General features: G+C 47.1%; 14 protein-coding genes. 8 read left to right on the top strand and 6 right to left on the bottom strand.

Going from position 1 to position 16,319, the window contains the following annotated elements; all coding sequences use genetic code 11:
- Positions 1–693: 693 nt before the first annotated feature.
- Both nadD and QMD03_08520 read right to left on the bottom strand, forming a co-directional pair.
- The gene (gene nadD, locus QMD03_08515; protein ID MDI6777259.1) at positions 694–1,341 is read right to left on the bottom strand and encodes a nicotinate-nucleotide adenylyltransferase; all 648 of its coding nucleotides are present in this window, start codon (positions 1,339–1,341) and stop codon (positions 694–696) included.
- Positions 1,338–2,594, bottom strand: a complete 1,257-nt coding sequence (locus tag QMD03_08520; protein MDI6777260.1) for a glutamate-5-semialdehyde dehydrogenase — start codon at positions 2,592–2,594, stop codon at positions 1,338–1,340. Before QMD03_08520 ends, nadD begins: the two co-directional genes overlap by 4 nt.
- Positions 2,595–2,898: 304 nt before the next feature.
- On the opposite strand from QMD03_08520, the gene QMD03_08525 reads away from it, so the two are divergent.
- Positions 2,899–3,966, top strand: coding sequence for a hypothetical protein (locus QMD03_08525; protein MDI6777261.1), 1,068 nt, complete (start codon positions 2,899–2,901; stop codon positions 3,964–3,966).
- Positions 3,967–3,968: 2 nt separating this feature from the next.
- Here QMD03_08525 and glgP read toward each other — a convergent pair whose 3' ends face one another.
- Both glgP and QMD03_08535 read right to left on the bottom strand, forming a co-directional pair.
- Entirely contained in the window at positions 3,969–8,222 is a 4,254-nt protein-coding gene (gene glgP / locus QMD03_08530) for an alpha-glucan family phosphorylase (GenBank protein MDI6777262.1), read from the bottom strand.
- The gene (locus QMD03_08535; GenBank protein ID MDI6777263.1) at positions 8,219–9,418 is read right to left on the bottom strand and encodes a glycoside hydrolase family 57 protein; all 1,200 of its coding nucleotides are present in this window, start codon (positions 9,416–9,418) and stop codon (positions 8,219–8,221) included. The genes glgP and QMD03_08535 overlap by 4 nt, the downstream gene beginning before the upstream one ends.
- A gap of 120 nt (positions 9,419–9,538) precedes the next feature.
- Between QMD03_08535 and QMD03_08540 the strand changes: the two genes are divergently transcribed.
- The 7 genes from QMD03_08540 to ahcY all read left to right on the top strand — a co-directional run bounded on the left by QMD03_08540 (position 9,539) and on the right by ahcY (position 15,322).
- On the top strand, positions 9,539–9,904 hold the full coding sequence (locus tag QMD03_08540) for a hypothetical protein (protein ID MDI6777264.1): 366 nt from the start codon (positions 9,539–9,541) through the stop codon (positions 9,902–9,904).
- Positions 9,905–10,234: 330 nt separating this feature from the next.
- Positions 10,235–10,390 carry a type II toxin-antitoxin system RelE/ParE family toxin gene (locus QMD03_08545; protein MDI6777265.1) on the top strand — a complete coding sequence of 52 codons (156 nt, stop codon included), beginning with the start codon at positions 10,235–10,237 and terminating at the stop codon, positions 10,388–10,390.
- 82 nt (positions 10,391–10,472) lie between these two features.
- Positions 10,473–10,850, top strand: a complete 378-nt coding sequence (locus tag QMD03_08550) for a HigA family addiction module antitoxin (protein MDI6777266.1) — start codon at positions 10,473–10,475, stop codon at positions 10,848–10,850.
- A gap of 37 nt (positions 10,851–10,887) precedes the next feature.
- A complete protein-coding gene (locus QMD03_08555; protein MDI6777267.1) occupies positions 10,888–11,916 on the top strand; it encodes a C-terminal binding protein in 1,029 nt (342 codons plus the stop codon).
- 93 nt (positions 11,917–12,009) lie between these two features.
- Entirely contained in the window at positions 12,010–12,630 is a 621-nt protein-coding gene (locus tag QMD03_08560; GenBank protein ID MDI6777268.1) for a DUF502 domain-containing protein, read from the top strand.
- A 58-nt stretch (positions 12,631–12,688) separates the two neighbouring features.
- Positions 12,689–13,867 (top strand): methionine adenosyltransferase, encoded by a 1,179-nt coding sequence (metK, locus tag QMD03_08565; GenBank protein MDI6777269.1) that lies wholly within the window; start codon positions 12,689–12,691, stop codon positions 13,865–13,867.
- Between the two features lie 36 nt (positions 13,868–13,903).
- Entirely contained in the window at positions 13,904–15,322 is a 1,419-nt protein-coding gene (gene ahcY, locus QMD03_08570; GenBank protein ID MDI6777270.1) for an adenosylhomocysteinase, read from the top strand.
- 28 nt (positions 15,323–15,350) lie between these two features.
- Here the strand turns inward: ahcY and QMD03_08575 are convergent, their stop codons facing one another.
- Together QMD03_08575 and QMD03_08580 are read right to left on the bottom strand one after the other, a co-directional pair.
- Positions 15,351–15,617, bottom strand: a complete 267-nt coding sequence (locus tag QMD03_08575; protein MDI6777271.1) for a hypothetical protein — start codon at positions 15,615–15,617, stop codon at positions 15,351–15,353.
- Positions 15,618–15,728: 111 nt separating this feature from the next.
- Positions 15,729–16,115: an Ada metal-binding domain-containing protein gene (locus QMD03_08580; protein ID MDI6777272.1), complete on the bottom strand. Its 387-nt coding sequence runs from the start codon at positions 16,113–16,115 to the stop codon at positions 15,729–15,731.
- Between the last annotated feature and the right edge of the window lie 204 nt (positions 16,116–16,319).

Consider the following 16,319-nt stretch of genomic DNA (forward strand, 5'->3'; position numbering starts at 1 on the left):
TTAGGCACGCCGCCAGCGTTTGTTCTGAGCCAGGATCAAACTCTCCAGTTTTAATTATCACAGAGATTTCTCTCCCCGCTTTTACAAGTAACGAAAAGAACCCACAAATCAATTATCCCACTATTCAACTTTCAAAGAACCAAGAAATGAACCTAATATTATTATAATTAAATTTTCTTCTCTGTCAAGAACAATTTATACCCTTCACTCTTGTTGAAATAATCTCGTGATCACCCAATAAAATCTTGAGAGCTTTGAAAATTGACTTCATCAGGGCTTCAAAATCTTTTGACGATTATGCATCATTTAGTTTCGCTGCCAGGAAAAACCCAGGCTTCGCCTTCAAACAGCCGCCCTGGCGGGCACTTCGCTGCGATGGCAGAGCCCCCCTCCCCGAAAAAATCTTTGATTCGCCCTTCACGAAGCCAATTTTCAGTTTTTCAAAGGTCTCGAATCTTCGGTCCAGCTCTGCTGATTCTGCGAATTCACCCTTTCTGAAGCCAATTTTCAGTATCGTAAAACTTTCCGCTTATTATATAGTTGCTTTTACAAAGAGTCAAGAGATTATTATACCTTAATTTATATAACACGATAATCTCACCCCTCTTAGAAACAAGTTAAAGAGGAAGCCCCTCCGCAGGAGGATTCCTACGAAAGGAGAGGTGCAATTTTTATATTATCATAACAGATTTTCTATGCTCCGTAAAGAGAATTTTGAAAGATATAATGGCAGACGGCATCGGGAACAAGATACCTGATTGATTTTCTTTCTTTCAGTCTTCGCCTGATATCGCTTGCCGATATGTCCAGTAGAGTCACTTCCTGGAAATATATAATCCGCCCGGTAGGTCCTTTAAACCCTTTCACATGTTCGTCGTATGTAAATTGGGAGGCAATCGCGGCGGGTACAACTTCTGATAGTCCTACATCCTCATAGCCAGGTCTTCTCATAACTACAAAATTGCACGACAGGAGGAGTTCTTCCCAATTTTTCCATGTCTGGACCTGGCAAAAGGCATCTTGCCCCAGGATAAAGTATAAATCGAGATCTTCTGAGTATCTCTTCAGAAAGTAATCAACCGTTTCCACCGAAAAAGATTTACCCTTGCGCCGACTCTCCACATCGGAGAATGAAAATGCCGGGTTTCCCTCTATGGCAAGCCTTATCATATGTTCGCGATGGTAAAAAGAAGTGATACAGGCATCTATTTTATGGGGTGGCCTTCCCGCTGGAATAAAGATGATCCTGTCCAAAGCAAATATCTCGAGGACCTCCTCGGCACACCTTAAGTGACCCAGGTGTATCGGATCGAAAGTGCCTCCCAGCAACCCCCATTTCATGTCCTTATCTGTCCATTTCCATAGATGATGAATTTGGTGGTTGTCAGCTCTTCCAATCCCATGGGGCCAAAGGCGTGCAGTTTTGTCGTACTGATGCCTATCTCCGCCCCAAGACCCAATTCGAAGCCATCACTGAAACGGGTGGAGGCATTGACCAGAACGGTGGAGGAGTTGACTTCACTTAAAAAACGCTGGGAATTGTCATAGTCACGGGTGATAATGGCCTCCGTATGGAGGGAACCATACTTTTCGATATGGGCAATGGCTTCGTCAATGTTGCTCACAATACGTATTGACAGGATGAGATCAAGATACTCCCTGTACCAGTCGTCCTCGGTCGCCTCCTCAATATCCGGCAGGATGGCCTTTGTCCTTTCACATCCTCTCAGGGCAACATCAGCCTTCCAGAAATGCTGCGCCATCATGGGCAGAAACTTATCTGCAATATCCTGATGAACCAGAAGGGTCTCCATGGCGTTACAGACCCCCGGACGCTGGGTTTTTGCATTCATGCATATCTTTACGGCCATCTCGAGATCGGCGGCGGCATCAATGAAGATGTGGCAGACCCCTTTGTAGTGCTTGATGACCGGAATTCGCGATTGATTTACCACGGCCCTGATCAGGTCTTCCCCCCCTCTTGGGATGATCAGATCAATGTATTCCTCAAGTTGCAGCATCTCATAAACGGCTTCTCTGTCAGTTATCGAAACTACCTGGATGGCCGTCTCGGGCAACGCCTCTTTTCTCAGGACATCCTTGAGGATGTCGGCAATAGCGATATTTGAATGTATCGCCTCGGATCCACCCCTTAAAATGACGGCATTTCCTGACTTCAGGCAGAGGGCGGCAGCATCTACCGTAACATTGGGACGCGATTCATAGATAATCCCGATAACACCGAGAGGGATCCTCATCCTCCCGACAACAAGACCATTGGGCCTTCGCCACATGGAGGTCACTTTCCCCACCGGATCGGGCAGAGCGGCAACTTCACCCAAACCTTTTGCAATACCCTCCACGGTGGCTTCTTTGAGGGTGAGCCTGTCAATCATGGCCCCGGAGAGACCCGCCTGTCTGGCATGTTCCAGGTCCTTCATATTTTCCCTGATGAGATAATTGGTTTGCCCGACGAGCTCCTCCGCCATGGCAATCAGCGCCCTGTCTTTTGTCTCGGAGGATACGTGAGAAAGGGTAACAGCCGCCTTTCTCGCGTTTTTTGCCAGCTCAATCATCTGGGACTTGATGTCCATAGGCTTTCCTTCCTTCAATCGTAATGTACCCCCTTAACGAGGGGGGTAACCGGCTTTTTCAGCAAACATTCAAGCATTGACAAATCAAACGATCTTTGTATATGAATCACAATTTCCTGAAGAAGAAATCATGTATCAGGCAACGACGAAAAGAATATCCATTGTTGTAGTTATTTTACAGAACGTATAAAGTTGTGTCAAGTTTTTAACGGGAGTTAGGGGGCATAGGGTCAGGGGTCAGAAATTGGGAATTAGGGATACCCTGAATCCTGGCCCCTGAACCCTGTTACGGGGGATCGAAGCGATGGACGGTATCCGTATCAAGGCAGGTAAACGGGCCTATCAGATTATTCAAGACGGTGGTTTTAATTTAGACCATGTCACAACCTATGTCGGACCGGCAGTAGGTCCCCGGTGGCTTATCGCCAGTGGCTTCGATCTTACATTATTACAAAATGACGTGCTCGGGCAAAAGAAGCCAGTACTTCTTGTCGGCTCATCGTCTGGCGCATGGCGGTTTGCTGCCTGGCTGCAACCGGAGCCGGAAAAGAGTTACCGTGCCCTCTTGGAAGCCTATATCGCCCTGACCTTCAAAAGAAAAGATAAACCTGCAACTCTCTTGCAGTCCCTAAGTGATGTTGTAAATGCTTACCTCGAAGACGACGCCCTCCCCTTTGCCCTCGCTAACAAGAAGTATCGCCTGGCAATCATCACCTCCCGGGCAAGACACCTTGTGGCTTCCAAGATAAAATGGGTGCAGCAGCTCGGTCTCGGGATCTGTTTTGTTCTGAACGCGATAAACCGCTCTTTCCTGTATGGATTTGCCGAACGTGTCGTGTTTTATAATGGACCAAAACCCCCCTATTTCTGCCTCCGGGATGATTTCCGGGGTCAGTATATTCCCCTAAGTGAAATCAATTTCAAGCATGTTGTCCTGGCATCCGGTGCCATTCCCCTTGTTGTTACTGGTGTCAGAGATATCTATGGCGCGCCAAGGGGTGTTTACCGGGACGGGGGACTGACAGATTACCATTTGAGCCATAATTATGCGGCAAAAGACGATGAAACAATACTCTTTTTTCACCATCAGGAACGGCTCATACCCGGCTGGCTGGATAAGAAGCTCAACTATCGTCGTCCGGCAGCCGATATTCTTGAAAATGTGTTAATGGTGTACCCTTCCAGGGAATTTATCGAGAAATTGCCGGGAGGAAAGATACCGGATAGAGATGATTTTGTGATTTTTCTCGATGACCCTGCCCGACGAACGAAAAACTGGCGGCAGGTTGTGAAACACTCTGCCCCCCTGGGCGAGTTGTTCTTAGAACTGGTGGAAAGTAAAAAAATTAAGCACGTCGTGGAAAAAATATAAAATCACCCCCAGAGGACGAGGCCTGCCTCGTGCCGGTAGAGGGCATTTTTATTATAAGGCATCACCCGGATCCCGTAGCGGTAAGATCCGTTCTCCCGAACAACGTACGCGACGGAAAAGGTGAGAACCCCGTCTGGTTCCCTCTTCACAATTTTCAAGGGTACACATTCCGGATTACCGGCAAAATCGTTTCCTTCTTTTTTCCCGATCACCATCTCGACTAAGATTTCCTCTGGTTCCAGTCCACCAGGGTCAACCCTTACCTCGACAAGCAGCGGCTGAGCGACAAGAACGATACTTCCATGGATGCCCCCAATATTAACATCTAATATTTTGAGAGAGGAAAACCGCATGGGAATTTTAAGTTTCCAGTCGGCAAGTTCCCTGGCCAGTTTGTAAGAGTCTTCCCTTAGCTTGCCCGCCCTCCTCACTGCGGGCATGTACATTTCCTGGTAATACTGGAGGAGCATCCTCTCGGAAGTGAACTTCGGCACCAGGGTCTGCATTGACCTTTTGATCATACCGATCCATTTCTCGGGTAGCCCTGATACTTCCCGGTCGTAGAAGGTGGGAATCACGGAATTTTCGAGGAGTGAATAGAGCGACCTGCTGTCTTCCTCGTCGCTATGTACCGTATCTTCCAGGTACCCCTTCTCCACAGATCCAATTGTCCAGCCATTAGTTCCGTCATAACCTTCGGCCCACCACCCATCGGAGATGCTGAGATTGAGTACCCCATTCACTGCGGCTTTTATGCCACTGGTGCCGCTCGCTTCATAAGGCCTGCGGGGGGTATTCAGCCAGACATCAACTCCCTGAACAAGATGACGGGCAACACGGATGTCATGATCCTCGATAAAGAACATTTTTCCTATGAATCTTTTGTCCTTACAGGCATCAATAACCTTTTTAATCAGCGTTTTTCCCATCTCGTCGTTCGGATGGGCCTTTCCCGCGAAGATGATATGAACGGGACGCGTCTGATGATTCAAGATCCTGTCCAAGCGCTCCAGGTCAGACAACAGAAGATCGGCACGTTTGTAAGGAGCGAATCGTCTGGCGAATCCAATCAACAGGGCCGCAGGGTTGATCCTGGAAAACAGTTCTTCCTGCCACATCTTCGTGTAACCGTACTTTTCCCAGTTTCTGGAAATATAATCACTTAAAAATTCAATAGTTTTTTGCTTAATTCCATGTCTTATGCGCCACAATAAGGCATCGGGTATCTCCTGGATCCTTGCCCAGACTCCAGGATCCGAGATCATTGTCCCACAGTCCACTCCGAGATAAGTCTCTAACAATTCTTTCATCCTCGGCGCCATATAAGACATCACATGAACGCCATTGGTGATGTGGCGAATCGGGGTGTCGGTCTCGTGAAAGCCCTTCCATACATCACGCCACATGCGGCGTGATACCCGGCCATGGATCCGGCTTACCGCATTGCTCATCTGGGTCAGCTTGAGGGCGAGAATGGTCATAAAGAAAGGCTTATCCTCACCGCTTTCCTTTCGTCCCAATTCCCAGAACTGCGACCAGGAAATACCGGTACGCTTGACAAAACCGGAGAAGTAATGTTCCATCAACTCCCTGCTGAATCTCTCATGCCCGGCCTCAACGGGCGTGTGGGTGGTAAAGACAGTCCTGCTCCGCACCACTTCACAGGCCTCTTCAAAGGAAAGCCCTTGTTCCGTCATCAGGGCTGAGATACGTTCAAACAGGAGAAAAGCGGAATGCCCCTCGTTGAGGTGATAGACGCATGGTTTGATACCCAACTTTTTTAACAACCTGACACCGCCGGCGCCGAGGAGGATCTCCTGTTCTATCCTAATTCTCTGGTCAGCGCAGTACAGGCGTTCCGTTATCTTTCTGTCCTGAGCGGTATTTCTGGGTACATCCGTATCCAGGAGGTACAGCGAAACACGTCCCACACGGGCTTCCCATATGTTGGCAAAAAGGGCCCGTCCCGGCAGTTCAAGGGAGATCTGAACCTCATTTCCCCTGTCGTCCTGTACGATCTGGACAGGCATATTGGAAAAGTCGTTCTCCAGATACTCCGCCATCTGCACGCCATTGTTATCAATAACCTGTTTAAAATAGCCGTTCTTGTAAAGTAGACCAACACCAACAAGAGGGATATTGAGGTCGCTGGTAGTCTTTAAGTGATCACCGGAAAGGACACCCAGTCCACCCGAATAGATCGGAATGCTCTCATGAAGGCCGTATTCCGTTGAGAAATAGGCTATCGGTGATGACAACTTGATTTCTTCGGAGATTTCAACCTTTGCACAGGGGGACTTTTCGCTCATGTACTCGTCAAATTTTTGCATTACCTGGGTATAGAGGTTCATATAGCTCTGGTTTTCTGACACCACCAGCAGCCTCTCCCGGGATACTGTCTCCAGCATCCTGGCCGGATTATTTCCCATCTCTGTCCATGCCCTGGTATCGAGTATGGCAAATAGATCGAGAGCTTCGGGGTTCCACGTCCACCATAGATTGTAGGCCATCTCCCTCAGTCGTTCAATCTTCGGGGGAAGATTGGCGATAGCGGTAAACATCCGGAAATGGGGCTGCACAGATACGACAAGGGTAATGGGGGGCTTCACCTCTCGGTAACCAATGGAGACAAGCTTTTCGGAACGTACACGGGCGACCGTTAAGGCCCTGTCATATGCCTCCCGATAGGCGCCGAAGAAGTCCTCCCAGTTCGTCCGCAGAGCCACATGCTGGGCTATTTTCCGTCTTTCAAGTATCTCCGCCTCCGACCAGGTGAGAAAGTCTTTTAAGATGCTGTACAGATGGTCTTCGATGATGTTCATTGCCTGTCCTTTGCGCTTCAGGAGAATAACACCTTTATTTTCACCGATAGTGGAGAGGACAAACAGGCCAAAACCGGCCTGATCGGTTGTAATGGTAGGCACCGCGTAGGCAGCGCTTTCGAGAGGTGTATAACCCCAGGGCTCGTAGTAGGATGGGAAAACCCCCAGATCACATCCAGAAAGGGCTTCGTAATAGGTCATGTTGATCAGACCATTATGACCGGTTAAGTATGCCGGTATAAAGATGACATTGACCCTGTTCTGTGGCATGTTCCTGAGCCCTAGCCTGCCGCAGGTTTCGAGAATAGGATCCGATGCCTCGTAATGAAGCCTGTGGGTTGTAATCGGTGGATTTCCTGTCTCAGCTCTTGTGTAGCCGCTCTGGAGGGAAGGGATCAGATCCGTGTGGCCGCTAAGTACAAAGAGATAGGCCAGGAGGGACTCGTTTTCCGTCATCTCTTTTTCGAGACGTCCCAAGACATTCAAAAAGATATCTATACCCTTGTTGTGGAACTCGTAACGCCCCGAGATGTTTACAATCTTTGTGTTCGTAGGAAGGTCTTTTCTCAGGAATTTTGAAGCAGCGCTCAGGAGCCTTTCCCTAGCTCTTAATGCAGGTGTTCTGTCCTTTAGCAAGTCTGGAATACGGTCCATATCCAGGCCATTGGGGGTGATGATCTCCGGGTAGCGGCCAAGAAAATTTTTTGCCTCGGAAGCGGTTATCTCACTAACCGTTGTAAAACAATCCGCCTCCCGTGCCGTCACCACTTCCATCGAATATTTGGCGGTGATATTATGGGTACTTGCTTCCCGCTGGGGGGAGATATTTTCCATGGTAGAGTAGATATCCATCCCTGCACCGGCAAGGGTTCTCCCTAAGATCGTAGCATGGGTGGTAAAGACGGCGCCAATTTCCGGCACCATCTTTTTCAAACAGAGGAGACCTGCCCCTGTCATCCATTCATGGAACTGGGCAACAGCCGGAATACCTTCAGGTCTTGCCAGCAGATTATAGATCGTTTCGATAACCTCCCCGCAGGCATAGCTGAACATCACTGGTTCGATGTAATCCCATCCGCCGGCGATGGAATCTACGCCATAGTCTTCCCATAGACTGTAGAGAAGTTGGTCTTTATTGTATTTTTCCCCGGAGCTTACCAGGATGACCTTTGGTTCACCAGGTATCTTCCATCGGCCAAAGCGACAGAGGATCTCCCTGATGGCCGTGCCTTCCCTGATCTCTGCCCAGCATTCTTCGTCGGTTTCTTCGAATTCAAGATTGGTTTTGAGGTCCGGTCCCAGGAGAAAATAGTTATCACCATAGACACGGATCGCTTCCCTTACCTTACTGGTGATCACTGTATATATTCCCCCGACCTTGTTGCAGACCTCCCAACTAACCTCAAAAAGATAACCGTTGTTGTTTTCTGTCATGGATTACCCTCCTTTTTCCCGGGTAGAGAACGGGAAAAGTCGTCAAGGATGTTCATATAGTTGATGTAGGCATCATACGGTGAACCATAGGGATTGAAATATTTATGAACGTCCCCGTCGGCAAACCACTTGGTGCACATGTAATAGAAATGATCCGATATCTGGAGCCTGCGCCAGGTCTTGAGAAGATGCTCATCTTTCATTTGACGGACCTTTTTTTCCATCTTGTACAGTGAGCGAAGGGCATCATTCTGCATCGAATTTCCCAGCCAGGCGGTCAGGTCCCTCTCTACGTCCGCCCAGGAGATGAAATCCGGCACATCTAACTGGGCAACAGGATCATAGTCCCGGGCGACTTCAGCGGGGGTCTGAAACCTGAAGTCAGAATGTTTAAAGATTTCACGGGGAAGCATCTGAAGGAACTTGAAGATACCTGTTTCCTCCCACTGATGTTCACCAAATGTCTCATAATCCATAAAAAGGTTGATGACCTCTCCGGCAACATTGATGCTATGGACCCACTGGGCAAATTTATCCGCTTGGAGGGGATACTCGGCCCATTGCCGATTGGAGAAGCGGAAGGAAATATCATCGGAGAGGGGATAGTTTCTCAAGAGCAACTTCATCTTCATACACCCTGCCGGTTGATAGACAAAATTGGGACTCCGCCAGCCGAGGATCTTATCCGCCCCCTCGGCGAGAATGACCTTATATCCCATTTTTTCTATGATCTTTGCAAGTTCATTGTTATAAATGAGCTCAGTGTAACGAAATGTTACCGGGGTTTGACCAAAGAGAGACTGGATCCTCTTTTTATGCAGGGCGACCTGCTCCCTGAATTCCCGCCGGGAAAACAGGAAAGCAAGGGAATGGTAAGAGGTCTCACCCAGGAATTCAACACATCCCGTATCGGCGAGACGCTTGAAACTATCCAGAACGTCCTCCCGATATTCTTCAAACTGATCGAGGATGACACCGGTCATAGAAAAGGCGATCCTGAACTTACCCTGATATTTTTTTATCAAATCGAGCATCATCGCATTGGCCGGGAGGTAACATTTTTCTGCCACCTTATTGAGGATCTGGTGGTTTTTTCCGCTATCCTCATACCTATGGTCATGACCAACATCAAAGAAGGTATAGTGCCTCAGGCGATATGGCTGATGAACCTGGAAATAAAGACAAACACTGGGCATTTTTCTCTCCTGTTATATCCTAAGTTTCCCACTAAGGGAGGGGCGAAAGTTCTAACATATTGAAATACCATCATTATTTGATTTTAGCCGTTTTGAATTACGTACAGACAAGAAAAGTCGATGTCAAGAAATATTCATTTGCATACCCATCAAAAACGTAGAGGTGATAAAATTTATCACTATTATAGCATAGCCGAAGCCTACCGGGAAGAAGGCAAAAATAAGAGGCGAATCCTCTCCAATCTGGGCGCCTTATCTGATGAAGAGGCGATAAGAATCAAATCCATCTGTAAGGCTCTATCATATCCAGAGGCATTTGTCACTACCCGGGATGATCTTTTTGTAGAGAGAAACTATAGATATCTGGACTGTGCTGTGATCAATCACCTCTGGGAGTTTTGGTCTCTGGATGATGTCTTTCCCCTAAATTTCCGAAAAGATGTTCAGACTGATCATATAGCCAGGATATTTTCCATCAATTCATGAACTTGATTGTTCACTTTTTTAGCAAATTTTGTTACGTTACTCATGGTGTCCTCCTTCTTTGTGTAATGGTTTTGTTTGCTGACTTCACCATATCACATCTCAGAGGACGCTGTTTTTATTTCCTAAGATAAAGCTCTCAAAGATATGTTCAAAATGTAACGCTTGATGTTTAACGCAATACGATATATAATATAGCGTTTAAAAGTGATAAAATCCTTTAAAGACAAGGAAACAGAAAAAATATATCGTCGAGAAGTTTCTCGAAAAATGCCAAGAGATATTCAGCAAGTTGCGCTAAGGAAATTACGAATGATAAAATAATGCAAAAATATCAATGACTTAAGAATTCCACCAGCGAACAGACTGGAAAAACTGAGCAGTGACCGAGAAGGACAACACGGCATTAGAATCTATGAACAGTGGCGCATCTGTTTCATCTGGCGGCATGGTGAAGCGTATAAAGTGGAAATAGCAGATTATCGTTAGAGGAGTGAAACATGAAACCTAAAACTGGCCATTGCATCCATAACTGATTGATAGCATTAGAAATAGTTTTTCGCATGGGTGAATGGTAAATTTGGTAACGTATGAATATCAAAAAGGTATTGGGCTTCATTCGCCACTTTTAGGTAAAAATAATTTACACCCCGTACATCCTGGAGAAGTTCTTTTGGAAGAGTTTCTCAAGCCGGTGGGTCTGAGCCAAAATAGACTTGCCTTGAATATTGGTGTACCTGCTCGAAGAATAAACGAGATTGTCCTTGAAAAAAGGAAAATAACAGCAGATACAGCTCTCCGGCTGGCCAAGTTTTTTGGAACATCCGCCGAGTTTTGGCTTGGGTTGCAGTCGCAGTATGATATAGATGTTACGGCGGATGAGATTGGTGAACGCTGCATAGCCGCGCCGCTTAGTTCAGATGTTATCTGCTCAGTGCGAGCAAAGTGAATTTTAACAAATAGCATTATTAAGGAGGCAAATAAAGATGGTTTTTAAGGTCGCGCAAGTTTTCGACATTCCCTCGGCACCTGATTACAAGAAGATAATGAGAGAGGAGGGATTGGATGTTAAGGTGGTGAAGAAGTTATGTCTCACTGAGGAGGAGGTCATAGATACGGCCCACGATGCCGATGCGATAATAGGGGTGGCTACTTTCCAGCCCTTTTCGAGAAAGGTAATGGAAAGGTTGACCAGATGCAGGTTTATTCAGAGTATGGGAATTGGCTATGACCGTCTGGATGTGGCTGCCGCGACTGAACATGGCATCCTGGTGGCTAATATGCCTGATTACTGCCTGGAAGAGGTATCAGACCATGCCATGGCCCTTATTCTTGCCTGCACCAGGAGGATCGTCGCCTTGAACGAGACCGTGAAGAGAGGAGGTTGGAAGGTCGAGCCTGACCCCGATATACAAAAGGAAATATGGCCTAAAATGTCTCGGTTAAAGGGACAGACCCTGGGCCTTGTCGGGTTTGGTCGTATCCCCCGGACACTGGTTCCGAAAGCAACGGGCTTCGGTATGAGAATTATCGCTTATGATCCTTATATTCCCGAGGAAATATTTACAGGACTTGGAGTGGAGCGAGTGGACCTCGATCGGTTGCTCAGGGAATCAGATATCGTCTCGGTTCATAGCGCCCTTACCACAGAAACCAAGCACCTGCTGGGATTGAGAGAATTGAAAAAAATGAAGCCCACTGCTCACCTTGTAAATACGGCACGTGGTGGTATTGTTGATGGACAGGCCTTATATACAGCCCTTAAAGAGGGTATAATTATGGGAGCAGCGGTAGATGTTACGGAACCGGAACCTATCAAACCGGATGATCCGTTGCTTACACTTGATAACTTTATTGTCACCGCCCATTCCGGTCATTTTTCCATACCTGCTTTCACGGAGCTTACCCACCGTCCGGCAAGAGAAGTGGCACGGGTTTTCAAGGGGGAATGGCCTGTGGGTCTGCTTAATCCCGAGGTCAAAGAAAAGTTCAGGCAAAAATGGGACAAATATTAAAATACCATAAACTTTTATGACATAGGCTGTATTGTTGAAAACGGCTTTTTTTGTTAGTTGTTTACATATCCGGCCGGAGAGGTTGTTTACGTATTGAAGAGAAAACTGAAAACCATATTCTTAACTGGTCTTGCCGTCATCACCCCCATAGGATTGACGCTTTATATCCTCATCTTTATTATAGACCTGATGGATACTCTCCTAACGATTATCCCCGAAAGATACCAGCCTGATACACTTCTGCCATTTCACATACCGGGGCTTGGTATCATTGTGACGGTAATTCTGGTTTTTATCTGTGGTCTTTTAACCCAGAGTTATTTTGGTAACAAACTCGTCATGTGGGGAGAGAGCCTTGTAGATAAAGTACCTATTATAAGGGGTATCTATCAAGCTATCAAAAGGATTGCCGATGGTATGTTTAAAAGTACAAAGCAGAGCTTTAAAAAGGTTGTTTTGGTTGAATTTCCCCGTAAGGGGATGTATTCTATTGGGTTTGTAACAGGCAGGCCCAATAGGGAGATTCAAACCAGGGTAGGAAATAACGACAACTATATCAGCATACTTATACCCACGGCACCCAACCCGACGACAGGATTTTTTTTGATGGTGCCGGAAGACGAGTTGATTTATACGGACATGCTGGTGGAAGAGGCTTTTACACTCATTATTTCCGGTGGTATTGTTACCCCACCCAACCGTTCAAAGGTGTAGAAAGTGGGCAAAAGTGAGGAAAAGGAAAAAATTAAATTTGTCAAGGAAGGAGAAAAAGATGCAAATTACATCGGAGAGCGTTAAGATAGGACATCCTGACATTGTAGCTGATTCGATAGCGGCAAATGTAATTGCTGCCATTCTGGATGAGGAGCATAAAATTGGTATGACCGTTGATACCATGCCCCATTGCGGTATTGAGGTTTTTTTAGGAAAGGGCCTCTGTATCGTTGGTGGAGAGGTTGATACGAGGATCTATGTGGATGTCGAGAGGTGTGTTCGTGAGGCGGTTCTGTCTATAGGTTATCGGGATTATGCCCTCGGTCTTAACGGGAACTCCATGGGAGTTCTCAATACAATTGTTCCCCAGTCCCCGGATATCAATATAGGTACACGGGCCAATCTCGGTAAATATAAAGAAATTGGCGCCGGGGACCAGGGTATTATCTATGGATTTGCCTGCAATGAGACACCGGAATTGCTACCCCTTCCCTTTGTGTTGGCAAGCCTGCTGATGAGGACGTTTGAAAATTGTGGGAATCCTGTATTCGCCCCGGATGGCAAGGGACAGGTGACAGTGGATTATGACGATCAGGGGGCGCCCTTACGGGTGACCACCATTCTCATGTCTAACGCTATTGATTATCGCCATGTTCCTCCGAGTTTCAGATCCAGTATAGAACCACAGGCCAGGCAGATGGCCATGGATTGCCTTAAGGGTTGGGTGGATGAAAAAACCGAATTTCTGTTCAACCCCACAGGTGAATGGCAGGCCATCAATTCATGCAGCGCCGCTGATTCGGGATTAACCGGTCGCAAAATTGTGGTTCAGCTCTATGGAGGGTATCCGGGCGCCCAGGTAGGAGGCGGTTCGATTGTCAACAAATCACCGGAGAAAGTTGACTGTTCTGCGGCCTTTGGGGCACGGTATGTTGTCAAGAATATCGTCGCCGCTGGCCTGGCCACGAGGTGTTCCCTTCAACTGGCCTATGCCATAGGTATTGCCAGGCCCATCTCCGTTTATGTAAATTCTTTTGGCACTGGTGTTGTATCCGACAGAAAACTGGCTGTATTGATCAAGGAATTCTTTGATTTGTCCCCCCGGGGCATGATCGAACAATTTGATCTCCTCAATGGAGACATCTATAGAAAACTGCCCCGGACACTATTTCTCGATGATTATCCATGGGAGAAAACAGATAAGATTGAAGAACTGGGACAGGCTGCTGCCGTTTGAAGGATGGAGAAATCTAAAATCAGGGATGAGGGACGTATGAAATTCGAAGAGATTGACAGGGACTTAAAATACAGAATTGCCGACATCTCTCTTGCCGACTGGGGGCGCAGGGAGTTAGAACTTACCGAAAACGAGATGCCCGGCCTGATGGCGGTGCGAGAAAAGTACGGTCCCCAAAAACCTTTAAAGGGTTTGAAGATTATGGGTAGCCTCCATATGACGATTCAAACGGCGATGCTCATCGAAACACTCGGAGAGCTTGGTGCTGACCTCAGATGGGCCTCATGCAATATTTTCTCTACACAGGATCATGCGGCGGCCGCCATTGCCAAGGGAGGGTCAGCAGCCGTTTTCGCCTGGAAGGGGGAATCTCTCGAGGAATACTGGTGGTGTACGGAACAGGCCCTGACCTGGCCGGATGGTTCCGGGCCGGATCTGATCGTTGATGATGGCGGTGATGCGACCCTTTTCGTCCATCAGGGTGTCAAGGTCGAGAAGGACCCGGTGTTGCTTGATAGAACACAAGAGAACAGAGAGATGCAGATTGTCATGGAACGTCTCAGCTATAGTTTTAAGCGTGATCCGCAGCACTGGCATCGAGTGGCAGCAAATATCCGGGGCGTTTCCGAAGAGACGACAACAGGTGTTCACAGACTGTATCAAATGGCCCAGGCCGGTAAATTGCTCTTTCCTGCCATGAACGTCAATGACTCGATAACCAAATCTAAGTTCGACAATTTATACGGTTGCAGGGAATCACTTGCTGACGGCATCAAGCGAGCGACAGATATCATGATTGCGGGTAAGATCGTCGTGATCTGCGGATACGGTGATGTCGGCAAGGGATGCGCCCAGTCCATGCGTGGTCTTGGAGCTCGCGTTATTATCGTTGAGGTTGATCCCATCTGTGCCCTTCAGGCTGCCATGGAGGGGTATGAGGTCACCACGCTGGAGGATATTGCAGAAAAAGGGGATATCTTTGTTACCGCAACGGGGTGCTGTGATGTCATCACGGGTGAACATATGGAAAAGATGAAGAATGAGGCTATTGTCTGCAACATCGGCCATTTCGACAGCGAGATCGCCATACATTATCTCGAGAAGAACTGTAAAAAAGAGAATATCAAACCACAGGTGGACAGGTGGACCATGAACGCGGGACATTCTATTATCGTTCTCGCAGAAGGGCGATTGGTCAACCTCGGATGCGCCACCGGCCACCCCAGTTTTGTCATGAGTTGCAGCTTTACCAATCAGTGTCTCGCCCAGATTGAACTGGCAGCCAACAGATATAAAGTTGGTGTTTATACCCTGCCGAAGAAACTTGATGAGGAGGTGGCAAGACTGCATCTTGACCGCCTGGGAGTCAAGCTTTCGAAGTTAACTCCCAAACAGGCCGATTATCTTGGTATTCAAATCGGCGGCCCCTTCAAACCGGATTACTACCGCTATTAAAAAATCGGAGCTGACGGCTGAACGCTTACTACACTTTTTTAATGTCTTCTAAAAGCCGCTTTACCACTGTTTGGTGTTGCTTTAGAATAAAGAAACCGCACCTTCCACAATGATACGCTTCAATGTGGGTAAGTGCATCTTTCCTCCATTCTTCAGGAGTAGTAGCGTTTATCCAGGAGGTGAGGTTTTCTGCCATAGTGGGGCACCCCGCCCTTTCTGTACTCCACCAGTAAAGCCAGGCGTTTGCTGCCTCGGCAAAGCTTTCAAAAGAAAAACCCTTCCACTTATATGCCATTTTTAGCACTTTCCATAAGTATAAACGTAAGCGTTCAGCCGTCAGCGATCAGTAACCCCTGGTATCTTTTTGTTTTCGCTGAAAACTGAAGGCCGAAGGCTGAACGCTTACCTAATGGTTGTGTCTTTCCAGTGGATTACATATCCTGCAGGGGCGATAACCATCATCCAAAGCCTCATCAATAGAACTGAAGATTACCTTATTCCTGGCATCTATCCGTCTGGCATGCGGGCATTCTAACAGATGGAATTTCTTGATTATGCCCTCTTTTCCTGCCTTAGAGGCTAGATACTCTTTACTCGGATTCCTTAAAGGCAGCGCCCATATCCCGAGTTTATTCTTCCTCGCCTCGTTTTCACACTGTAGTAAAAGAATATTCTTAGATTTATTCGGACTAAAGGGACTGTCCTGACAACTCCCTGAAACAGAAAATCTTCCCCATACAAAACAAGGGGCAACAAAAGAAACATTAGCATTGTCAGTCTTTTCATAGTGCACCGGAGTACCAGATTTTAGTGTAGCAAATCATTCTTTCATCATCTCAGATTCTTTTATCTTTTCAACGGCCTCGTAGCCCCAATTAAAAAGAAAATGCCATATTTGAATATTACAGCGGAATTGATTCAGGGTCAAGGAAAAGAAATGCTCCTGTTAGTAACACGTGATATGTCCGGTTTGTAGCACACAATCTGTCCGGTTTGT

It is taken from the genome of Syntrophales bacterium (assembly GCA_030018935.1).
Lineage (GTDB): Bacteria > Desulfobacterota > Syntrophia > Syntrophales > CG2-30-49-12 > CG2-30-49-12.